Consider the following 20943-nt stretch of genomic DNA (forward strand, 5'->3'; position numbering starts at 1 on the left):
CCTCCTACGCCAAGGTGTCCAGCCGCCCGCTCCTGGGGCCGGGAGCCGGCCTGACGCCCGCCGCCGGCGCCGCCGCGGCCTCGGGCCGCCCGCGGCTCCGGCCGGTGGGACGGGACCACCCCGCCGGCTCTTCCGCGCCGCCGTGGCGGGCCTGCCGACCCTCGCCGGTGGCGACGTCAAACCCGGCCAGGTTGTACCCGGCATCGCTCAGGCCCTGCCGGAGCTGCTCGCCCCGGCTCTCCAGGGCCTGGCGGGCGTCGCTGCTCACGACCTCCATGGCGGCGTAAACGTCGCGTCCGTTCAGGTGAAGCTCCAGCCGGACCTCGCCCAGGTGTTCGGGATGCAGCCGCAGGGTCAGCCGGTACTGGCCGTCCGGCAGTTCGGGCACTGTGCGGGCGAGCTCCGCCATCACCTGCTCTGCCTGCAGCCGGCCGGCTGTGAGCCGCTCCAGCCCCCTGGCAACCGCGGCCCCGGCAACCGGTTGTGCCCCGCCCGCGGGGTCAGGCGCAGGGGCCGGCGCCACGTCCTGGACCGGCCGGGACACCGCCTCAGGTTGGCGCCCCTCCCCGGCCAAGCCTCCGTCGTCTGCGGGCGCTCCCTCACCGGCAGGGGCCGCCTCTCCGACGGGGATCCCGGGCCGGGCGGTGAGCCCCGGCTGAGCGGAAACCACCTCGCCGGCCCCCGCTTGCCCACCGGGAACCTCGACCGGCCGGGCCGCCGGCGCCGCCTCATCGCCCGAGGCTGCCGCCCCGTCTGCCACGGGGCCCTCCTGAATCAGCGTCGTCGCATCACCTTGGCCCGGTCCGCCTGTGCCGGGGGGACCGGCCTTGCCGCCGAAGGGCTCCGGCCCCTGCATGCGCAGCAGGTCTCTGATTGGATCCTGCTCCGCGGGCTGGTCCGTCACGATCTGGTCCACCACGGCCTGCCACTCGATGACCGGTTCGCCTGGCCATCCGCTCTGGGCCGCCGGGGCCGTCCCGCCCTGGCCGTCCGCGGAGGCGGCGTCCGCCGCCAGCGCCGGCGGCAAGGCCGCCTGACCGCCCCCCTCACGCGGGAGGCCCAGCAGCGCCTGCACCGAACCCGAAAGTCCGGCCCCGGTCACGTGCGGCTGGCCCTCGAAGGCGACCGGCGCCTCCCCCGCGGCAGCATCAGGATGCGTCGCCGCGGGCGCCAGCGCAGCCAGCAGCGCCGCGAAGGTGCCTTCGGCCTGGGAAGCCTCGTCTCTGCGCCCACTTTCCCTCGGGGCGCCCACCGGCGGCTGGGGCGCTCCGCCCGGACTCACAACAGGTAGAGTCACGGTCCAACCTCCTCTGCATAGGCCTGCAGCAGCGCGGCTGCCCGGTTCTCCTCCATCGCCGCCAGAATCGCCGCCGCGTCGTCGGTGGTCATCAGCCGCAGGATCTCCACGGCGGTGCCGTTGCCCATCTCACCCAGCAGGGCTGCTGCCCGGTAAGGGGGCATCTCGCTCAGGAGGCGGGCGGTGCGCACGGCCGTGTCGCTCCGCCGGCCGGTCACCCCCAGGTCCCTGAGGAGCTCGTCCACCTGCGCCTCCCGCTCTGCAAGCGCCGCTTCCCGCTCGGCCAGGTCGGCCTCCCGGGTCGTCAGCTCGGCCTGCTTCCGGGCCAGGTCCACCGCCCGCTGCAGTTCCTCGGCGGAGGCTGCCGCATCCGCCGGCGCGGGTTCCGGGGCCGTCGCCGCCGGCTCCAGGCCGGGGATCAGGCCGGGGTAAAGGTGGAGCGCAATCGCCGCCGCTCCCGTGAGCAGGGCGAACAGGGTGAGATACGCTGCGATGGACGGTGGCTGCCGGCGGCGGCGGGGCCGCCTTCTCGGCTCAGGCGGGGCTTCTGCTTCTGCTTCTGCATCCGCACCGCCCTCCTCACGGCGCCGTCGCAGCCGGGGAAAGCGCAGCCTCCGCCGCTTCGGCGCCTCCTCCTCCTCGGGGGCGCCGCTCAGCTCCGGTGCCACAGCGCTCATCGTCGGCCACCTCCCTCCCGGTAGACAGTCTGCGCCATCTCGTCAATGGCCGCCTGCTCTGCGGCCGCCATGGCCTGCCGCCACTCGGCCGCCCGGCGATCACGCAGCCGCTCCAGGACCTTCTCGCGCCGCTCGGCCTCAGTCAGTTCCCGCCGCCGGCGCTCCTCCTCCTGCTGCGCGGCCGCCAGCCGCTCCGCCGCCAGCCACTCGGCGGCTACCAGCGCCTCGTGCATCTCGGCCGACTGGCGCCACTGCTGCACCGTCATGCGCCCCTGGCGCCGGGCTGCCAGCCGCTCCGCCGAGGCCGCCCGCTGGGCGGCGGCCACTTCCAGCCGCTTCGCAGCCGCCTGGGTCGCCAGGCGGGCCTGGGCGAAGTTGTTCAGCGCGACCTTGGTCTCCTGCTGCCGGATCTCCAGCAGCCGCTGCAGCCGAAAGCGAAACCGCTTCATCGGTTATGCATCCTCCCCGCACAGCGCCGCGAGCCCCTGCAGGGCTTCCTCCATCGTGCTGGGCTGGTCCGCGGGCTGAATCAGGAAGTGCTTGATCTGGTCCATCTTGGCCAGGGCCTCATCCACCAGCGGGTTGGTCCCGCGCTGGTAGGCGCCGATCTGAATCAAGTCCTCAGCCTCCTGGTAGGCCGCCAGGAGCGCACGCAGCCGCTGGGCCTGCGCCCGGTGCTCCGGCGTCGTGACGTCGGGCATGACCCGGCTCACCGACTGGAGCGGATCGATCGCCGGGTAGTGGCCGGCGTGCGCCAGTTTCCGCGAGAGCACCACGTGCCCGTCGAGGATCGACCGGACCGCATCGGCCACCGGCTCGTTCATGTCGTCGCCGTCCACCAGCACGGTGTAAACGCCGGTCACGCTGCCGGTGGGGCCGGTGCCCGAGCGCTCCAGCACCCGGGGCAGCATGGCGAAGACCGACGGGGTGTAGCCCCGGGTCGCCGGCGGCTCCCCGATGGCCAGGCCCACCTCCCGCTGGGCGTGGGCCAGGCGCGTGACCGAGTCCATCATCAGGATCACGTTCAGCCCGTGCACGTCCCGGAAGTACTCCGCGATGGCCGTCGCCATGAGCGCGGCCCGTATGCGCACCAGCGAGGGCTGCTCCGAAGTGGCCACCACCACCACGGACCGCCTGAGCCCCTCCTCGCCGAGGTCCTTCTCGATGAACTCCCGCACCTCGCGCCCGCGCTCGCCCACCAGGGCGATCACGTTGCAGTCGGCCGCGGTGGCCCGGGCGACCATGCCCAGCAAGGTCGACTTGCCGACGCCCGACCCGGCGAAGATGCCGATGCGCTGGCCCATGCCCACGGTGATCAGGGCGTCGAGGGCCCGCACGCCCAGGCTGACCGGCCGGTGAATGCGCTGCCGGGCCAGGGGGTCGGGGGCCGGGCCGATGACCGGGCGGGTGCCGCAACCTTCCAGGGGCCCTTTGTCGTCAATGGGGTTGCCGAGTCCGTCGATGACCCGGCCCAGCAGCCCGGGTCCCACCGGCGCCTGCAGGGGGCCGCCGGTAGCCACCACTTCCCAGCCGGGGCGGAGCCCGTCGGTCTCGCCCAGCGGCATCAGGAGCAGCCGGTCTTCCCGGAAGCCGACCACCTCGGCCGCCACCTTGCGGCCATCGCCCTGCAGCCAGCAGAGCTCGTTCATCTTGGCTCTGGGGCCGGCCGACTCGATGATGAGCCCGGCGGCGCCGGTCACCCTGCCCACAACGGAGAGCAACTCCACCTGCTCCACCGCCCGCTGCACATCGGCCCAGGGCAGCGCGGCCGTCATTGCTCAGACCCTCCCAGGGCCGCCCTCACGGCGGCCTCCAGCCGGTCGGTCTGTTGCTTCAGGGTGCCGTCCACCTGGCCGACCGGCGTCTGCACCGTGTAACTGCCGCGTTCCATGCCGGGGTCCGGGGTGAGCGTGAGGGCTCCCGCCCCCAGCTCCCGCTCCAGGGTGGAGCGCTGGGCCTCCAGCAGGGGCAGGTCTTCCGGGTTTACCCGCACGGTGGCCGGGGCATCCTTCACCAGGCGCAGTCCGGCGGCGACCATCCGCACCACGGACTGGGGCTCGACGGCCAGGTGGCCCTGCACCAGCCGGGTGGCCGCGGCCACCGCCAGCGCCACCAGGGCCTCCTGCGACTGCTCCAGCCGCTCCTGCACCAGCCGCTCGGCCCGCTGGCGGGCCTCGTCGATGATGCGGTGCGCCTCTTCCCTGGCGTCGGCCAGCAGCTTCTCCGCCGCCGACTCCGCCTCCAGGCGGGTCACGGCGGCCTCCTTCTCGGCCTCCTGTCGGATGGTCTCGCCCTGCAGCCGGGCGTTCTCCAGGGCCAGCTCAGCCTCCCGCCGCAGGGACTCCGCCTCGGCCCTGCCGGCGGCCAGACCCTCCCGGCGGCCTTGCTCGAAGCCCTCCTCCCGGGCGGCGGCCTGCGCGGCTTCGGCCTCCTCGGCCGCGGACTGCAGGATGCGGGCGGCCTCCAGCCGCGCGTTGTCCAGCACCCTCTCTGCCTCTTCGGCCTGGGCCCTGGCCACCTCAGTGGGGGGCGCCGGGGGCCGCACCGGCTTCGGCGGGCTGGGAGGCGTCGGCGGGGGCGGCGGGGGCGGCGTGAGCTGCGGCCACGAGGGGGCCCGCACCTCCACCCCGGGCGGGAGCTTTCCCGACTTAAATGTACTCATCTGCACCACCCCTGGCGATCTGGATCTCGCCGGACTCCTCAAGCCGCCTGATCAGGGCGACGATGCGGGCCTGCGCCTCCTCCACATCGCGGATGCGCACGGGGCCCAGGTACTCCACCGCCTCCCTGAGGGCTTCGCCCGCCCGCTTCGAGATGTTGTTCATGATCTTGCGCCACACCTCTTCCTTGGCGGCCTTCAGGGCAAGCGGCAGATCCTTGTTCATGTCCACCTCGCGCAGCACCCGCTGTACGGTGCGGTCGTCGAGGTTGACGATGTCGTCGAAGAGGAACATGCGCTGGGCGATCTCGCTGGCCAGGTCGGGGTCGTCGGCCGAGAGCAGCCCCATGATGGACTTCTCGGTCGTCCGGTCGACCCGGTTGAGCACCTCCACCGCCCAGTTGATGCCGCCGGCCGCGGTCGACTCCTGGCTCACGATGGCCGAGGCCTTCCGCTCCAGGACCTTCTCCGCCTCGCGCAGCATCTCGGGGGAGGTGCGGTCGAGGGTGGCCACCCGGCGGAGGATGTCGGCCTGCCGCTCGGGCGGGAGCCCCAGGAGAACCTGCGCCGCCTTGTCGGCGTCGAGGTGGGCCATGATGACGGCGACGGTCTGCGGGTGCTCGTTCTGCAGGAAGGAGGCCAGGTGGATCGGGTCGGTGTGCCGTACGGCGTCAAAGGGACGGCGCCGGAGGTGGGAGGTGAGCCGGGTCAGGATCTCGCGCGCCCGCTCCTGCCCCAGGGCCTTCTCCAGCATCTCACGGGCATAATCGATGCCGCCCGTGCGAATGTGTTTGTCAGCAGTGGCTACCATGATGAACTCGGTCAGAACCTCGTCGCGCACCTCGGGCGTGACCTTGCGGGACTGTGCGATCTCCACGGTGAGCATCTCGATCTCGTCGTCCCGGAGGTGCTTCAGGATTTTGGCCGAGCGCTCGGCCCCGATGTTGATGCAGAAGATCGCCGCCTTCTGCCGGCTGGTCAGCTTCTGGTCACGGTCTGCCAAGCGCTAGATCCCTCCCTTCAGCCACTGCCGAATGACCTCGGCGCAGGCCTCGGGCGCCTGCTCCAGCAGCACGTCGATGTCGGCCAGGATGTCGTCGTCCATGAAATCCTCCGGATCCAGCGGCTGCCGCGGGGGCCGCCGCCGCTTCATGACCTCCTCGAACTTCTCCGCGGCTGTCATCTCCTCCATATCCTTCTCTTCGCCCGGCTCGGCGGCTGCTGCCTCGGGCGCCTCGGCCGCGGCTGCGGCCTCCTCGACGGGCAGCGGCCGGTCGAGCCCCAGCGCCACGTCGAGGGCCGTGCCCACCGCCGGGTGGCCCGGCAGCGCGAACTCGGGCTCGGGCTCGCGCCGGCGCGTGAGCAGTGCGGCCAGAATCAGCAGGAACGACGCAATGGCGAGGCCGACAGCCAGGGTCTTCGCGTCTAACAGCCGGGTGCCGGAAGCGGCCTCGGGCGCCGGCGGCGTGACCTCCGCCTGGGCCGTGGGCCGGAAGGACATGGCCAGGACGGTCACGTCAGAAAGCTGCGCCCCGATGGCGCTGGCCGCGTGCTGGCGGATCAGGTCGATCTCGGACTGGGTGAGGGTGTCCTGGTTGATGGTGACCGCCGCGGTGACCCGCTTGACCGAGCCGGCCGGCGACACGGTGATCTGGTTCCGCTCTCCGACGTCGTAATGGGTCTCGGTGCGGCTCTGGTAGGACTCGCCGGACTCCGTGGAGACGCTGGGCTCCTGGTAGATGGGCACCGCGGGCGCCGTGGTCCCGGTCTGGTCCTGCCCGGTCGCCGGCGGCACGGCCGGCGGGGTCTCGGTGCTCGTGCCCTGCGTCTGGGAGCCGGACCGCTCCGACAGGGTGGCAACGGGCACGCCCTGCCCGACGATGCGCTCCTCGGTGCGGGATGACTGGTGGTCAAGCTCCACGGTCACCGTGGCGGCCACGTTGCCCGGGCCGAAGATCGGCTCCAGCACCGAGAGCAGCCGCTGCGTGAGCTGCTGCTCGCGCTGCCGCTGGAAGGCCAGCGCCTCGGCATCGAGCCGCTCCGTGTCCTCGCTGGCGGGCCGCAGCTCCCGGCCCTGGCTGTCCACCACCGTCACCCGGTCTGGCGTCAGCCCCTCGACGGAACTCGCTACAAAATTTATGATTGCCGTGACGTTGTCGCTGTCGAGGGTGCGACCCGGCCGGACCTGCACGAGGACGGCAGCCGACGGCTGCTCCTGATCGCGCACGAAGACGGATTTTTCGGGTATGTTAAGATTTACTTTCGCGTATTCGATGTCGGCAATGCGCATCAGGGAGCGCGAAAGCTCTCCCTCGGTAGCCCGTTTGTAGTTCACCTGGCGGTCGAATTCGGTCGCGCCGAACTGGGGCTGGGCGAAGATCTCAAGACCCACGTGTCCGGCGCTGGGCAGGCCGGCCTGCGCCTTCGCCAAGTTGGCCGCGCTGCGCTCCTTGGCGGGCACCTCGATAACCAGGCCGTTGCCGGTGATGCGGCTGGGGACGCCCAGGGCGTCCAGGTGCTCCACCAGCGTGGTGACTTCCGCCGGATCGCTGGCCTTGTAGAAGATCTCCCACCGTGGCCGGTTCAGGTAGGCGGCCACAGCGAGAGAGACGACCAGTGCGACAAGCAGGCCAACGGTGAGCCAGCGCACGGGCCGGCTCATCGCGCCCCAGTATTGCTTGATGCGCCCCATGACATCGGAGCCCGCATTAGCCAAGTGGTCTCCCCCCGCTGAGGTTGGTGCAGGAACGGTCTAGGCTTTGGTTAGAAGGTCATGCGCATGATCTCCTGGTAGGCCTCGATGACCTTGTTCCGGACCTGGATGGCGAGGTTCAGGCTGAGGCTCGCGCGTTCAGAGGCGATCATGACCTGTGCGATGTCCTCGACCTCTCCGGCGGCCAGCCTGACGGCCATCTCGTTCGCGTGGCGCTGGTCCTGCTCCACCTGCCGGATGGCGTTGGCCAGCACGTCGCCGAAGGAGGCGCCCTCCCGGACCTCATTCCGGCTCTCGCGCGCAAGCGTCGGCTCCAGCGAGAGCATGGCGTTCAGCCGTTGAATATCCATGGCGGTTCTCCTCTCCTAGCGGCTATCGGCCGATCTCCAGGGCCCTGAGGGCCATGCTCTTGGCAGCGTTGAAAGCCGTGAGGTTGGCGTCGTACATGCGCTGCGCCAGCATGAGATCGGTGATCTCCTGCAGCAGGTCCACGTTGGGCAGCCGGACGATGCCGGTGACCGGGTCGGCGTCGGGATGCGTGGGGTCGTGGACCTCCTTGAAGGGGCTCGGATCCTCCACGATCTGCGCCACCCGCACCCCGAGCCCGGGCTCGGCGGGGCGGCCCGCCTGCCGGGCCAGCTCGCTGGCAAAGGTATTGGGCCGCTCTTCCACCACGACGGTGCGGCGGCGGTACGGCCCGCCCTCGGCCGTGCGCGTCGTGCGGAAGTTGGCCAGGTTGTTGGCGATGACGTCCATCCGCACGCGCTCGGTGGTCAGGGCCGAGGCGCTGGCCTCCATGGCCTGAAACATCCGCATTTAACTAGCCCCTCCCATCCGTGATCACCAGGCGCAGCCGGTGGAAGTGGTCAGAGATCTGGCGCGTCAGGGCGCTGTACCAGATCTGGTTGAGGGCCATCTTCACCGACTCCGCCTCCACGTCCACGTTGTTGCCGTCCGGCCGGCCGATGGAGTCGGTCTCCTTCACGACCGCGGGCCGCACCTGGTCGGGGTTGGTCCCCGCAGCCAGGGCCCGCGCCAGCTCGGTTTCAAAATCGACCCGCGAGCGCTTGAAGCCGGGGGTCATGGCGTTGGCCAGGTTGTTGGCCAGCACCCGCTGCCGGAGCGACGCCGCGTCGATGGCCTGCTCCACGATGCGGGCCGGCAGGTCACGACCGATCATCTGCGATCAACCTCCTCGCCGTCCATCAGACCTTGCCGATCTCGGTGACCGCCCGGGCCAGGGTCTCATCCTGCACCCGCAGGGCCCGCTGGTTCACCTGGTAGGCCCTGAGGGTCACGATCAGATCGGACATCTCCCTGGCCAGATCCACGTTGGAGGCCTCCAGCCGGCGGCTGTGCAGCCGGGTCTGGTCGGTCGCGCCGTCGATGGCCAGCCGGCCCACGGGCTGCTCGCCGGCCAGGATCGTGCCGTCAGGCCCGAAGGCGGGCTCCACACCCGGCAGCACCAGGGGGACCAGGCCCCCGGGGCCCTCTATCAGCACCCGGTAGCCCTCGACCGTCGTAATGGTCCCGTCGGCCATCTGACGGAAGGCGCCGTTGCGGGTGCGGTAGAGGCTGCCGTCCGGCCGCTCCGCCAGGAACCAGCCGGGCCCCTCGATCGCCAGGTCCAGGGGGCGGCCCGTCTCGTAAATGTCGCCCTGCCGCTCGTCGAGCACCACCTGATTCACCCGGGTGCCGTTGCCCAGCGGCCCGACCTCCTGCGGCCGGGGGTCGGTGGGGTCGTCCATGCGGTGAACCAGCATTCTGCCGAACTCCGTGGACGTCGCGGTGGAACGCTTGAAGCCGTTGGTGTTCATGTTGGCGATGTTGTCGGCCAGCACGTCGGTGCGAAGCTGCTCCACCGCCATACCCGATCTGGAGGCTTCGATACCCCGAATCAACCTGCCATCCCTCCCATGGGACCATCGCCGCTAGCGGGCCCTGCAGTTGCGGGGCTGACCTCCCGCAGGGCCAGGTAGATCGTGATCTGCCCGAGTTCCGTAATGATAGGTACCGTCAGCATGTTGATCACCGCGTTCGCGAACCGGACCCCGGTGCCCCTGACGATGCGCGGGGGCGAGATGCGGCTCGGCCAGCCGGCCTGCTCCAGGGAGCCCGAAGCGTAGCCGGTGATCAGGTTGGCGAGCTCGCCCAGGGCCGACTCGGCCATGGGGTCGGTAATGGGGAAGTCCTGACCGGTCATGGCCCGGACGATGCCCTTGGCCATGGCCAGCTCCATCCCGTAGATGACGATGCCCTGAACCGAACCCACCACGCCGATGACCACGTTCACGGCGTGCAGCGTGGCGATCGCCTTGCGCATCTGGGGTTTGTCGGAGACGACGCTCTTCAGCCCCGCCTCCGAGGCCAGAACCTTGAGCCCGGCGTAAACAAAGGGGTTCAGGAATTCAACTTTCATGTTGCCACCACTTCACCGGTTCTCAGGTCACCCGACGGGTGATCTGCACGGCCATGCGGTCACCCACCACGCCGGGCTTCGCCTGGAAGGCGAGCTTGTTCCCCACAAAGACGGGCAGTTCGTCGCCCACGCGGGCATCAAGCTTGATGACGTCACCAACCCCCAAAGTGAGAAACTCGCCGAGCCGGATGCGGGTCTTGCCAAGCTGGGCCGTCACGGGGAGGGGAGCCCCCTGCACGGCACGCCGCAGGCTCTCCTCATCGGAAGGACTCATGTGCTTGGTCTCGGCCAGCCACGACTGCGGCGAGAGGCGAGACAGAACTGGCTCCACCGTGGAATAGGGGAACGCAAAGGTCATGTGGCCCAGGTGTTCGCCGATCTCCACCGCCAGGGTGATCGCAGCCACCACCTCGGTGGGGTTCTCGACCTGGATGAAGACGGGGTTCGTCTCCACCGCCACGATGGCCGGGTCGATCTCCGCCACGTTCCGCCAGGCTTCCTTCATCGGGCCGAAGGTGTCCTTCACCACCCGCTGGATGATGCCCAGCTCGATCTCGGTCAGCTCCCGCTGGGGCTGCGCATCGCTCCCGGGACCCCCAAAAACCCGCTCCACGATGGCGAATGCAATGTTGTGGCTGATCTCCAGCAGGCACATGCCGGGAAGGGGGTTGAGGCGGAACGAGAGCGCGATGGTGGGGTTGGGCAGAAGCTGGGTGAACTCCGAGAAGGTGTACTGGTTGGTGGAACGCACGTTGATCTGGACCCAGGAGCGCAGCCCCGCGGAAAGGTACGACTGCAGCAGCCGGGCCAGGTTCTCGTGCACCAGTACCAAGGTCCGGATCAAGTCCTTGTTGAACTTGCTCGGCCTTCGGAAATCGTACGTACGGACGTTGGTGCCCGTGGCCATTACAAGGGCATCAATTTCCGCTTGGCTCAGTGGGTTCTCCATGCGCACTACCCTCCGTTGACCTGAGGGACTTTAGCTATGGTTAAAAGGTACGACTAGTAACACATCATTCTCCGACTAATTCGCGACGGGTGAGAGAATTCCTTCACGAAAGAGTAGGAAATCGGTATTCCACGTGTGGGAACTTCTATGCCTTAACGCGAGAAACCTTCTGGATCCGCACAAACCGCGGGTTTCCGAGAATCAGAACATGCAAAAAGCACCCTCCAGACGCCGTAGGCGAACGCCCACGGCGTCCCGAGCGGCAACCCGGCTGGCATGGGAAGAGCTGGCTTCCTGTAGCCCCGTGGCTTTGCGACCCCGCCTTTCGACGAGTGTGCCTTTTTCGCTGGGGGAAGAGTGCAGCGAGTACACCAATTAATTAGGACAGGTGTTCAATGGGGTTTACATCGACGGTTGACTTATGAACTAGGAACGATTTGCTAGTTCGCTACAGGTCCATGAAATACCTGCATATATTGAGCACAATTTGCACCGGATCTCAAACGCAGACATTTGAGCCAGCCAATGGCAAGGGGAGCGGCAGCCGCCGCTCCCCGTTTGCCAGTTCACCTGTACGCTGCTCAGCAGACGTAGTCGCCCTTCTCCAGCAGCCGCTCGGCAATCTTCCGCTTCAGGGCCACGGTGTTCACCGGCGTGTACCGGCTCAGCCGGCGGAGCACGGAGAGTTGCGTGCGCAGGGTGTCGCCCTCCTCCTCCACCGCCGGCAGCAGGGTGCGGGCGATGGCGCCGATGCGCTCGAAGGCCTCCTGGCAGTAGATCTGGGCCATGTCGACCTTCAGGCCCGGCTGCCCGCGCTTCACCGCCTTCAGCGCCCGGAGCACCGCGGACTCCATGGCGTAGAGCTCGATGGCGATGTCGGCCACGCCCATCAGCAGCTCCTGCTCGTGCTCCAGCGCCATCTGGTACTTCTGCACGCCCAGCCCGGCCAGCATCAGGAAGATCTTCCGGGCCCGGTCGATCATGAAGAGCTCCTGGGCGAGGGGCTCGTCGGACTCCTCGAACGGCGTGAGGTTCATCAGCTCATCCTGCAGCCCCGCCAGGGCCTGCATGATCGGCAGCTGGCCCTTCATGGCCCGGCGGACCAGGGTGCCCGGAATGAGCAGCCGGTTGATCTCGTTGGTGCCCTCGAAGATGCGGTTGATGCGGCTGTCCCGGTACGCCATGCTGACCGAGTACTCATCCATATAGCCGTAGCCGCCGTGAATCTGCACGCCCTCGTCCGCGACGAAGTCGAAGGCCTCGGTGCCGAATACCTTCATGATGGAGCACTCCATCGCGTACTCCTCGATGCGGCGGGCGGCCTCCCGGCCGTCGGCGTTGGCGTCGAGGCCGGCGAGGTTGGCGTCGAAGAGGCCGGCGGTGCGGTAGCCCATGGATTCGGTCACGTAGGTGCGCACCGCCATGTCGGCCAGCTTCTGCTGGATGGCCCGGAACTCGGCGATGGGCTTGCCGAACTGCTTGCGGGTCTTGGCGTACTCGATGGAGGTGGCCAGGACCATTTTGCTGGAGCCCACGGTGCCGGCACCCAGCTTCCAGCGGCCGATGTTCAGGATGTTGAAGGCGATGACGTGCCCCTTGCCGATCTCGCCGAGCAGGTTTTCCACGGGCACCTTGGCGTCCTCCAGGATGAGCGAGCAGGTGGAGGAAGCGTGCAGCCCCATCTTCTGCTCCTCCGGGCCGATGGAGACCCCCGGGAAGTTGCGCTCGACGATGAAGGCCGAGAACTTCTCGCCGTCGACCTTGGCGTAGACCACGAACACGTCGGCGAAGCCCGCGTTGGTGATCCACTGCTTCGTGCCATTGAGGATCCAGTACTTCCCGTCTTCGGAGAGCTTCGCAGTGGTGCGGGCGCCCAGGGCGTCAGAGCCCGAGTTCGGCTCCGTGAGGGCGTAGGCCGCCACCCACTCGCCCGAGGCCAGCTTCGGCAGGTACTTGGCCTTCTGCTCGGGGGTGCCGAAGTAGACGATGGGCAGGCTGCCGATGCCCGTGTGGGCCCCGATCGTGATGGCGAAGGATCCGGCCCGGGAGTACTCCTCCGTCGCCACGGTAGCAGTCACCTTGTCGAGCCCCATCCCGCCATATTCCTCGGGAATTTCCAGACCCAGGAGGCCCAGTTCGCCCAGCTCCCGCAGCAGCGGCCGGGAGTGGAACGGCTTATCCTGTTCGATTTCAGCCAGCCGCGCGAACACCTTCTCGGAAAAGTCGCGGGCGGTGCTGCCGATCATCCGCTGCTCCTCGGACAGGTCCTCAGGGGTGAAGACCTGGTCAGGGCTTGCCGGGGAGAGCAGGAAGGAGCCTCCCTTCAACACGTTGGAAGTCATCTCGGACATGCGCGGTACCTCCTTCTTTGGCTGTGGGCCGTGAGTGGTAAGCGGTGGGGGGCACGCTAGTGCACGAACTCCAGCACCCCGGCCGCGCCCATCCCGCCGCCGACGCACATCGTCACAAGCCCGTACTTGGCCTTGCGGCGCCGGGCCTCGTGCATAATCGTGACGGTGAGCCTCGCGCCCGAGCAGCCCAGCGGGTGGCCCAGTGCGATGGCGCCGCCGTTGACGTTCACCTTGGCCGGATCCATCTCGAGCTGCCGGATGACGGCCACGGACTGTGAGGCAAACGCCTCGTTCAGTTCGATCAGATCGACGTCCGCCAGGGTGATGCCTGCCTGCCGCAGGGCCTTGGGCACCGCGACCACGGGGCCGATGCCCATGACTTCCGGGTCGACGCCGCCCACGGCAAACGAGCGGAAGATCGCCATAGGCTTCAGGCCCATCTCCTGCGCCTTCTCAGCCGACATCACCACCACGGCGGCGGCGCCGTCGGTCGTCTGGCTGGAGTTGCCGGCCGTCACGTTGCCATTGGCCGAGAACGCCGGGCGCAGCTTGGCGAGGGCCTCCATCGAGGTGTCCCGGCGGACCCCCTCGTCGGTGTCGAAAACGAACTCCCTCTCCACGGCCCGCTTGCCGTCGAAGGTCCGTTCCTTCACGGTGATCGGCACAATCTCGTCCTTGAACCTGCCCGCGTCGATGGCCGCGGCCGCCTTCTGGTGGGAGGCCAGGGCGAAGGCGTCCATGTCCTCCCGGGTGATGTCATACCGCGCGCAGACGACCTCTGCCGTGTGGCCCATCGACATGTAGAGCTGGGGGTAGGTCTGCACGATTTCGGGGTGCGGCCGGGGCGTGTGGCCGCCCATGGGCACCCGGCTCATGGACTCGACGCCCCCGGCGATCGCGATATCCATATTCCCGGCCATGATGGCATTGGCCGCGATGGCGATCGCATTCAGGCCCGAGGAGCAGAACCGGTTGATGGTGAAGCCGGGGACCGAGGTGGGCAGCCCCGCCCGAATGGCGGCGTTGCGGGCGATGTTCAGGCCCTGTTCCCCCTCGGGGAACGCGCAGCCCATCACCACGTCCTCCACGGCCGCGGGCTCCAGCCCGGGCGTGCGTGCAATCGCTTCCTTTATAACTGTCGCGGCCATGTCCTCCGGTCGCACATGGCGGAGCGAGCCCCTCGGCGCCTTCCCCTGAGCCAGACGGACGCCGGTTACAATCACTGCCTCGCGCAACTCGTCGCCACCTCCTTAGTTCCGCAGCGGCTTGCCGGTCTTCAGGACATGGGCCATGCGTGCCTGGGTCTTCTTCTCGCCCAGCAGGCTGAGGAAGGTCTCCCGTTCGAGGTCGAGCATGTACTGCTCGGTCACCTGAGTGCCTGCCGGGACGTTGCCGCCCGTGAGCACATAGGCCAGCTTGCGTGCGATGAGCAGGTCGTGCTCGGTGGCCCAGCCGCCCAGGAACATGCCGTAGGCGCCCATTTCCAGCACGGCCCGGCCCTCAGGCCCGGCCACCGGGATCAGCGCCGGCTCCGGCGGCCGGTAACCGGCAGCCTCCATGGCCAGCACCGCCTGCTTGGCCTCGTAGAGCTGGTGGTCCTTGTTGACCACGATCACGTCGGTGGGCCGCAGGTACCCCATTTCCTGCGCCTCCCGGGCCGAGGTGGCCACCTTGGCCGTGGCGATGATCTCGAAGATGCGGTTGAGGATCGGCTGGGTGTCGACCTGGGCACCCTTCGGGAGGCCTTCCAGCCCGCGGATCAGCATCTCCTTGTTGCCGCCCGCGCCCGGGATCACGCCCACACCCACCTCGACGAGGCCGATGTAAGACTCCGCCGCCGCGACGACCCGGTCTCCGACGGCGCACAGCTCGTATCCGCCGCCCAGGGTCAGGCCGTAGGGGGCCACCACCACCGGCTTCGGCGCGAACTTCAGGCCCATGAAGGCGTTCTGGAACTCACGGGCCATCAGCTCGAGCTCATCCCACTCCTCCTCCTGCGCCTCCAGCAGCATGATCGCCACGTTGGCGCCGACGCAGAAGTTCTCGGTCCTGGCGCCGATGACCAGCCCCTTCCACTTGCCGCTGGCCAGCTCTTCCGCCGCGGCACGGCACATGTAGATGATGTCGTTGCCGATGGCTGACTTGGGCGAGTGCGTCTCCATGAACAGCACGCCGTCACCCATATCCAGCAGGGTCGCGCCCTTCTTCTCGCGCACTACCCGGCCGGCCTCCCGCAGGGCGCCGATGTCGATGATGCGCTCGCTGCCGGGCACGGGGGTGTACTCGCCCCTGCTGATGAAGAAGCTGCGGCCGGACTCCCGCTTGTAGAAGCCGCCCTGCCGGGCCGCCTCCTTCACCCACTCGGGAACCGCGTGCCCCTCGGCCTCCATGCGGGCGATGGACGGCTCCAGGCCGATGGCATCCCACATCTCGAAGGGGCCGAGCTCCCAGTTGTAGCCCCACTTCATCGCGTTGTCGATGGCGACCACGTCGTCGGCGATCTCGCCCACCTTCTCCGCCGCGTACAGAAGTGTCCGCTTGGTGACGGCCCAGAGGAACTCGCCCGCCTTGTCCTTGGCGAAGACCAGCGCGCGCACGCGGCTGCGGAGGTCGGGATTGGCCTTGGCGGCCTCCAGCGACGGGAAGCTGGCCTTCTTGCGCGGCCGGTACTCCATCGTCTCCAGGTCGAGGGTCAGAATCTGGTCGCCTTCCTTCCTAAAGAAGCCCTGCCTGGCCTTCTGGCCGATCCAGCCCCGCTTCACCATGTCGCGGATCGGCTCGGGAATCGTGAAGATCCTGGCCTCTTCCGGGTCGGGGATGGTGGCCCGGCAGTTGTCGGCCACGTGGCAGAAGGTGTCGATGCCGACCACGTCGAGGGTGCGGAAGGTGGCCGACTTGGGCCGGCCGATGGCCTTGCCCGTCAGGGCGTCCACCTCGTCGGGGGTCAGGCCGAGCCGCGTCATCTCCTCGAGCGTGACCATCATGCCGTAGACCCCAATGCGGTTGCCGATGAAGTTCGGGGTGTCCTTCGCCATCACGACGCCCTTGCCCAGCACCCGCTCGGCGAAGTCTGCCATGAAGGCCACCACGTCGGGATCGGTGTCCGGCGTGGGAATCAGCTCCAGCAGCTTCATGTAGCGGGGCGGGTTGAAGAAGTGGGTGCCCAGGAAGTGACGGCGGAAGGTCTCCGGCGTTCCCTCCACCATGGCCTGAATCGAGATGCCGGAGGTGTTCGAGGAGACGATCATCCCCGGGCGGTGGTAGGCGGCGACCCGCTGCCAGAGGTCCTTCTTGATTTCAAGGTTTTCGATGACGGCCTCGACCACCCAGTCGCACTCCGCGACCTTGGGCAGGTGGTCCTCCAGGTTGCCGGGGGTGATCAGCCGCAGCACGTCCTTGGAGTAGAGCGGCGAGGGCTTCAGCTTCTGCAGCGTCTGCAGCGCGCGGGTGGCCAGACGGTTGCGCACCGCCGGTGACTCCAGCGTCAGCCCCTTCGCAGCCTCCTCAGGTGCAAGCTCCCGAGGGACGATGTCCAGCAGCAGGGTCGGAATGCCCACATTGGCCAGGTGCGCCGCAATCTGGGCGCCCATGACGCCAGCTCCCAGCACCGCCGCCTTTCGGATCGCGTTGGGCACGAGTCTCTCCCTCCTCACAGTTCCGTTCAGTTGTGGACTCGCCAGGGCAACCAGGTCGAACGAACTACCCCAGCAGCGCCTTGAACTCCTTCGTCAGCAGCGGCACGACCTCGAACAGGTCCCCAACGATGCCGTAGTCAGCGACCTTGAAGATCGGCGCCTCGGGGTCCTTGTTAATGGCCACGATCACCTTCGAGGCGCTCATGCCGGCCAGGTGCTGAATCGCCCCGGAGATGCCGCAGGCGATATACAGGTCGGGCGTGACGGTCTTGCCCGTCTGGCCGATCTGCAGGGCGTAGTCGCAGTAGCCGGCGTCCGCCGCGGCCCGGCTGGCCCCCACGGCGCCCCCCAGCACCTCGGCCAGCTCGTACAGCGGCTTGAACCCGTCGGCCGACCGCACGCCGCGCCCGCCGGCGACGACCACCTTGGCGGCGGTCAGGTCAACGCCCGTGGTGGCCTGCCGCACGATCTCCTTGATGACGGTGCGCAGATCCGCCGGGGCGGCCTCGGTCTCCGCCACCTCGCCGCTGCGGGCGGCGTCGGCCTCCAGGGCCGCGACGTTGTTGGGACGGATGGTGGCCACGATCAGCCCCTCGGTCACCACCTGGGTGGCATAGGCCTTGCCTGCGTAGATGGGCCGGGTGAAGACCACCTGGCCGCCCTCCACCTTCACGGCGATGGCGTCGCTGATCATGCCGGCCGCGTTGCGCATGGCGAACCGGGGGGCCAGGTCGCGGCCGATCCCGGTGTGCCCCATCAGGACCACATCGGGCTTCTCCTGCTGGTAGACCTGCTGCAGGGCCGACAGCCAGCCGTCAGGGGTGTAGTCCTTCAGGTGGTCGCCCTTGACCACGACTACCCGGTCCGCGCCCCGCGCGATCAGGTCGGACGCGTCCACCCCCTGCGGCCCCAGCAGCACCGCAGTGATGCTGCCGCCCTCGGCGATCTCCTTGCCGGCGGCGATGCACTCGAACGAGACCGGGCGAATCGCCCCGTTGCGAACCTCAGCCAGGACGAGGATATTGCGCGCCATTTCTCTTCCGCCCTCCCCTATACAACCTTCGCTTCGCTGCGGAGCAGCTGCACCAGCTCCCGGGCCTGCTCCTCAGGCGTGCCGGCGAGCATCTTGTTGAGCCGGTTCTGCTCGGCCTGGTAGATCGAGGTGACGGCCGTCTTCGGCGCGGCGTCGACTCCCAGGTCCGCCGGGGAGAGCCGGGTGATCGGCTTGCGCTTCGCCTTCATGATCCCGGGCACAGACGGGTACCGCGGCTCGTTCAGGCCCTGCTGGGCGGTGATCAGGCACGGAAGCGGCACCGTCACCACCTCGGTGTCGCCCTCGGCGTCGCGGTGGACCGTAGCCGTGTCGCCCGCGATCTCCACCTTCAGGGCGGCGGCCACATGGGGCAGGCCCAGGGCCTCGGCCACCCGCAGGGCCGTCTGGCCGGCGCCGGTGTCCACCGAGACGTTGCCGGCCAGAATCAGGTCGAACTTGCGGTCCTTCGCCCAGGCGGCCAGCAGGCTGGCCACCACGTACTCGTCCGCCTCCGCCGGCGGGTCGATGGCCACCGCCTCGTCCGCCCCCATGGCCAGGGCGCGGCGCAGGGCCTCATCCACCCGGGAAGGGCCCACCGAGACCACCGTGACCGTGCCGCCCGCGGCCTCGCGGATCTTCAGGGCCTCCTCCACCGCGTACTCGTCGTAAGGGTTGATCACCAGCGTCACGTCGTCGTCGACCACCCGGCCGTCCTTCACGGTCACCTTTGCCTCTGTGTCAAAGGTCTGCTTCAGGAGAACCAGAATCTCCATTCCCCACGCCTCCTTCGCGGTGTTGCATGACGCCATGGGCGATGAGCCGATAGGTGGGCTCTGCCAGGGCCTGTATGTCGAATTTGTAACCCGACATCACCCATGCGGTCACGGTCTGATCCAGGGTGCCGAAGATCAGGTTGCGGATCTGCTTGGCCGGAACCTCACGGGTGAAGAGCCCGGACGCCTGCCCCTCGGCGATGATCTGGTCGATGACCCCGAACCAGCCCTTCATCAGGGCGCTGATCTGCTGCTGCACCTGTGTGTCGGCCTGGCGCATCTCGATCTGTGTCACGGCGGCCAGTTCGGGCCGGGTGCCCAGGGAGCGCAGGTGCTGGGCGATGGCCCGCCGCAGCTTCTCCCGGGGATCGGTCGCATCGCCGATCGCTTCCTTGATCTCGCTCACCAGCAGATTCAGCCGCTCCCGGAACAGGCAGATGAGCAGGTCGGGCTTGTTCTCGAAGTAGAGGTAGACGGTTCCGGCCGCGACGCCGGCCTCGGCTGCGATGCGCGAGATCTGTGCGTTGTGGTAGCCCTGCCGGGCGATGACGTGCTGAGCGGCATCCAGGATGGCGGCGTATTTCTCGCCGCTCCGCGTAGACACTACACAACCCCCTTCCGGCTCTCTTCCTCCTCGAGAAGCGCGCGCCTCAGCACCTTGCCGACCAGGGTCTTGGGCAACTCTTCCCGGAACTCGATGAGCCGCGGAATCTTGTACGCTGCCAGGTGTTGACGGCAGAACTGCTGGATCTCCTCCGGGTCGAGGGTCACGCCCTCCCGCGGTACGATGAAGGCCTTCACCGTCTCTCCGCGATAGGCGTCGGGCACGCCGACCACCGCCGCCTCCTTCACGCCCCGGTGCAGGTAGAGCACCTCCTCCACCTCGCGGGGGTAGATGTTGAAGCCGCCGGCGATGATCATGTCCTTCTTGCGGTCGGCGATATAGAAGTAGCCCTCCTCGTCCATGCGGGCCATGTCCCCGGTGTGCAGCCAGCCGTTCCGCAGGGCCTCGGCCGTGGCCTCCGGCAGGTTCCAGTACCCCTTCATGACCTGCGGGCCCCGCACCAGGAGCTCACCCACCTCGCCGACCGGCACGTCCTCGCCGGTTTCGGGGTCCACGATGCGGCACTCCGTATCCGGCCACGGCAGGCCGATCGACCCCTCCTTCCGCCGGCCCCAGATGGGGTTGGCGTGGGTTACCGGCGACGCCTCCGTGAGCCCGTAGCCCTCCACCAGCCGGCCGCCGGTCAGCCGCTCGAACTCGGACTGCACCTCCACCGGCAGCGGCGCGGCGCCCGAGATGCAGGCCTCAATGGAATCCAGCCGGTACTTCGCCACGTCGGGCACGTTGTTGAGGGCAACGTACATCGTGGGAGCGCCGGGGAAGATGGAGGGACGGTACTTCTGGATGAGCTTCAGCGCCTCGCGGGGCTCGAACTTGGGCTGCAGGACCATCGTTCCGCCCATGTGAATCGTGAAGTTCATCAAGGTGGTCATGCCGTAGACGTGAAAGAAGGGCAGCGAGGCCAGGGTGACCAGCTCGGGACCGCGCCTGGCCCGGTAGAGCCAGGCCTCGGTCTGGATCACGTTGGCGACCAGGTTGCGGTGCGTGAGCATGCAGCCCTTGGCCAGGCCGGTAGTGGCGCCGGTGTACTGAAGCAGGGCCAGGTCTTCCCGCGGGTCGACCGGCACCGGCTCCGCGAGCGGCTCGGCATCCAGGAGGCGCGCCCACGGCAGCGCACCCTTCCGGTAGTCGATGCGGGGCGGCTTCAGCTTCAGCGGGGCGATCCACCGGAGCGGCGCCGGCATGTAGTCCTGCATCCCCGTATACACCACGTGCTCCAGGTTCAGCTGGTTCACTTTCGGGTACGCCAGGTCGATGGCAATCATGATCCTGGCGCCGCTGTCGGTCACCTGGTGCCTGAGCTCGCGGGGCATGTAGAGCGGGTTGACCTGCACCACGATGGCGCCGGCCATCAGCGCGCCGTAATAGGCGATCACCGCCTGCGGGCAGTTGGGCAGCATGATGGCCACGCGGTCGCCCTTCTGCACGCCGAGCCGGATCAGCCCTGCGGCGAGGCGGCGGGCCTGCTCATGCAGCTGGCGGTAGGTCAGCCGCGCCCCGTAGAACACCGTCGCCGTCGCGTCGCCGTGCCTTGCAGCGGTCCGCGCCAGCAGGTCGTAAAGGGCCATATCTTCGTACACAAGCTCAGGCGGGACCTCGGGCGGATAGGCCTTCAGCCAGGGCTTTGCGGCGTATCCGTTCGACACTTCCTCCCCTCCCCCTCACGTGCTGTTCCGGTTCCCCCACGGAGGACTGAATGAATGGCCATTCATCCTGTGGGCCATTGTATTCTGAATGTCCTCCCATAACTCCTCCTTTCGTTCTATGCAAAGACTAGTTATTTTTCTCACATTCAGTTATTTGTTCGGGACA

Annotated in this window: 20 protein-coding genes and 1 riboswitch; all 20 genes read right to left on the bottom strand. The window is 68.4% G+C overall.

Translation table 11 applies throughout. From position 1 onward, the window contains the following. Positions 1-4: 4 nt before the first annotated feature. A complete protein-coding gene (locus tag ACZ45O_RS12210; protein ID WP_464853308.1) occupies positions 5-1297 on the bottom strand; it encodes a flagellar hook-length control protein FliK in 1293 nt (430 codons plus the stop codon). Next, positions 1294-1974, bottom strand: a complete 681-nt coding sequence (locus ACZ45O_RS12215) for a magnesium transporter MgtE N-terminal domain-containing protein (protein WP_464853310.1) — start codon at positions 1972-1974, stop codon at positions 1294-1296. The genes ACZ45O_RS12210 and ACZ45O_RS12215 overlap by 4 nt, the downstream gene beginning before the upstream one ends. Further along, entirely contained in the window at positions 1971-2423 is a 453-nt protein-coding gene (fliJ, locus tag ACZ45O_RS12220) for a flagellar export protein FliJ (protein ID WP_464853312.1), read from the bottom strand. The genes ACZ45O_RS12215 and fliJ overlap by 4 nt, the downstream gene beginning before the upstream one ends. 3 nt (positions 2424-2426) lie before the next feature. Next, positions 2427-3749 (bottom strand): FliI/YscN family ATPase, encoded by a 1323-nt coding sequence (locus ACZ45O_RS12225; RefSeq protein ID WP_464853314.1) that lies wholly within the window; start codon positions 3747-3749, stop codon positions 2427-2429. After that, positions 3746-4636: a FliH/SctL family protein gene (locus ACZ45O_RS12230; RefSeq protein WP_464853316.1), complete on the bottom strand. Its 891-nt coding sequence runs from the start codon at positions 4634-4636 to the stop codon at positions 3746-3748. The genes ACZ45O_RS12225 and ACZ45O_RS12230 overlap by 4 nt, the downstream gene beginning before the upstream one ends. After that, positions 4623-5636 (bottom strand): flagellar motor switch protein FliG, encoded by a 1014-nt coding sequence (gene fliG / locus ACZ45O_RS12235; RefSeq protein ID WP_464853318.1) that lies wholly within the window; start codon positions 5634-5636, stop codon positions 4623-4625. The genes ACZ45O_RS12230 and fliG overlap by 14 nt, the downstream gene beginning before the upstream one ends. A gap of 3 nt (positions 5637-5639) precedes the next feature. Beyond that, positions 5640-7325 carry a flagellar basal-body MS-ring/collar protein FliF gene (gene fliF / locus ACZ45O_RS12240; protein ID WP_464853320.1) on the bottom strand — a complete coding sequence of 562 codons (1686 nt, stop codon included), beginning with the start codon at positions 7323-7325 and terminating at the stop codon, positions 5640-5642. 71 nt (positions 7326-7396) lie between these two features. Continuing rightward, complete coding sequence (fliE, locus tag ACZ45O_RS12245) at positions 7397-7696, bottom strand: flagellar hook-basal body complex protein FliE (protein WP_464853322.1); 300 nt, start codon at positions 7694-7696, stop codon at positions 7397-7399. Between the two features lie 22 nt (positions 7697-7718). Next, positions 7719-8162 (bottom strand): flagellar basal body rod protein FlgC, encoded by a 444-nt coding sequence (gene flgC / locus ACZ45O_RS12250; protein WP_464853323.1) that lies wholly within the window; start codon positions 8160-8162, stop codon positions 7719-7721. 4 nt (positions 8163-8166) lie between these two features. Then, a complete protein-coding gene (locus tag ACZ45O_RS12255; protein WP_464853324.1) occupies positions 8167-8526 on the bottom strand; it encodes a flagellar basal body rod protein FlgB in 360 nt (119 codons plus the stop codon). Between the two features lie 25 nt (positions 8527-8551). Further along, positions 8552-9247, bottom strand: coding sequence for a flagellar hook-basal body protein (locus ACZ45O_RS12260; protein ID WP_464853326.1), 696 nt, complete (start codon positions 9245-9247; stop codon positions 8552-8554). After that, a complete protein-coding gene (locus tag ACZ45O_RS12265; RefSeq protein WP_464853327.1) occupies positions 9244-9765 on the bottom strand; it encodes a chemotaxis protein CheX in 522 nt (173 codons plus the stop codon). The genes ACZ45O_RS12260 and ACZ45O_RS12265 overlap by 4 nt, the downstream gene beginning before the upstream one ends. A gap of 22 nt (positions 9766-9787) precedes the next feature. After that, entirely contained in the window at positions 9788-10714 is a 927-nt protein-coding gene (gene fliM, locus ACZ45O_RS12270) for a flagellar motor switch protein FliM (RefSeq protein WP_464853329.1), read from the bottom strand. A 258-nt stretch (positions 10715-10972) separates the two neighbouring features. Beyond that, positions 10973-11063, bottom strand: a riboswitch (cyclic di-GMP riboswitch). A gap of 232 nt (positions 11064-11295) precedes the next feature. After that, positions 11296-13065, bottom strand: coding sequence for an acyl-CoA dehydrogenase family protein (locus ACZ45O_RS12275; RefSeq protein WP_464853331.1), 1770 nt, complete (start codon positions 13063-13065; stop codon positions 11296-11298). Positions 13066-13121: 56 nt separating this feature from the next. After that, positions 13122-14300: an acetyl-CoA C-acyltransferase gene (locus tag ACZ45O_RS12280; RefSeq protein WP_464853333.1), complete on the bottom strand. Its 1179-nt coding sequence runs from the start codon at positions 14298-14300 to the stop codon at positions 13122-13124. A 15-nt stretch (positions 14301-14315) separates the two neighbouring features. Beyond that, positions 14316-16700, bottom strand: coding sequence for a 3-hydroxyacyl-CoA dehydrogenase/enoyl-CoA hydratase family protein (locus tag ACZ45O_RS12285; protein WP_464853334.1), 2385 nt, complete (start codon positions 16698-16700; stop codon positions 14316-14318). 64 nt (positions 16701-16764) lie between these two features. After that, positions 16765-17733 carry an electron transfer flavoprotein subunit alpha/FixB family protein gene (locus ACZ45O_RS12290; protein WP_464853335.1) on the bottom strand — a complete coding sequence of 323 codons (969 nt, stop codon included), beginning with the start codon at positions 17731-17733 and terminating at the stop codon, positions 16765-16767. A 17-nt stretch (positions 17734-17750) separates the two neighbouring features. Continuing rightward, entirely contained in the window at positions 17751-18506 is a 756-nt protein-coding gene (locus ACZ45O_RS12295; RefSeq protein WP_464853336.1) for an electron transfer flavoprotein subunit beta/FixA family protein, read from the bottom strand. Then, positions 18472-19110 carry a TetR/AcrR family transcriptional regulator gene (locus ACZ45O_RS12300; protein ID WP_464853337.1) on the bottom strand — a complete coding sequence of 213 codons (639 nt, stop codon included), beginning with the start codon at positions 19108-19110 and terminating at the stop codon, positions 18472-18474. The genes ACZ45O_RS12295 and ACZ45O_RS12300 overlap by 35 nt, the downstream gene beginning before the upstream one ends. Continuing rightward, complete coding sequence (locus ACZ45O_RS12305) at positions 19110-20777, bottom strand: long-chain-fatty-acid--CoA ligase (RefSeq protein ID WP_464853339.1); 1668 nt, start codon at positions 20775-20777, stop codon at positions 19110-19112. The genes ACZ45O_RS12300 and ACZ45O_RS12305 overlap by 1 nt, the downstream gene beginning before the upstream one ends. Positions 20778-20943: the final 166 nt, after the last annotated feature.

It is taken from the genome of Symbiobacterium turbinis, assembly GCF_055383075.1.

Bases quoted from the DNA above. Each gene is read 5' to 3' on its own strand.
- ACZ45O_RS12215 (WP_464853310.1), bottom strand. From the start codon at position 1,974: ATGAGCGCTGTGGCACCGGAGCTGAGCGGCGCCCCCGAGGAGGAGGAG.
- fliJ (WP_464853312.1), bottom strand. From the start codon at position 2,423: ATGAAGCGGTTTCGCTTTCGGCTGCAGCGGCTGCTGGAGATCCGGCAG.
- ACZ45O_RS12225 (WP_464853314.1), bottom strand. From the start codon at position 3,749: ATGACGGCCGCGCTGCCCTGGGCCGATGTGCAGCGGGCGGTGGAGCAG.
- ACZ45O_RS12230 (WP_464853316.1), bottom strand. From the start codon at position 4,636: ATGAGTACATTTAAGTCGGGAAAGCTCCCGCCCGGGGTGGAGGTGCGG.
- fliF (WP_464853320.1), bottom strand. From the start codon at position 7,325: ATGGGGCGCATCAAGCAATACTGGGGCGCGATGAGCCGGCCCGTGCGC.
- fliE (WP_464853322.1), bottom strand. From the start codon at position 7,696: ATGGATATTCAACGGCTGAACGCCATGCTCTCGCTGGAGCCGACGCTT.
- flgC (WP_464853323.1), bottom strand. From the start codon at position 8,162: ATGCGGATGTTTCAGGCCATGGAGGCCAGCGCCTCGGCCCTGACCACC.
- ACZ45O_RS12255 (WP_464853324.1), bottom strand. From the start codon at position 8,526: ATGATCGGTCGTGACCTGCCGGCCCGCATCGTGGAGCAGGCCATCGAC.
- ACZ45O_RS12265 (WP_464853327.1), bottom strand. From the start codon at position 9,765: ATGAAAGTTGAATTCCTGAACCCCTTTGTTTACGCCGGGCTCAAGGTT.
- fliM (WP_464853329.1), bottom strand. From the start codon at position 10,714: ATGGAGAACCCACTGAGCCAAGCGGAAATTGATGCCCTTGTAATGGCC.
- ACZ45O_RS12275 (WP_464853331.1), bottom strand. From the start codon at position 13,065: ATGTCCGAGATGACTTCCAACGTGTTGAAGGGAGGCTCCTTCCTGCTC.
- ACZ45O_RS12290 (WP_464853335.1), bottom strand. From the start codon at position 17,733: ATGGCGCGCAATATCCTCGTCCTGGCTGAGGTTCGCAACGGGGCGATT.
- ACZ45O_RS12295 (WP_464853336.1), bottom strand. From the start codon at position 18,506: ATGGAGATTCTGGTTCTCCTGAAGCAGACCTTTGACACAGAGGCAAAG.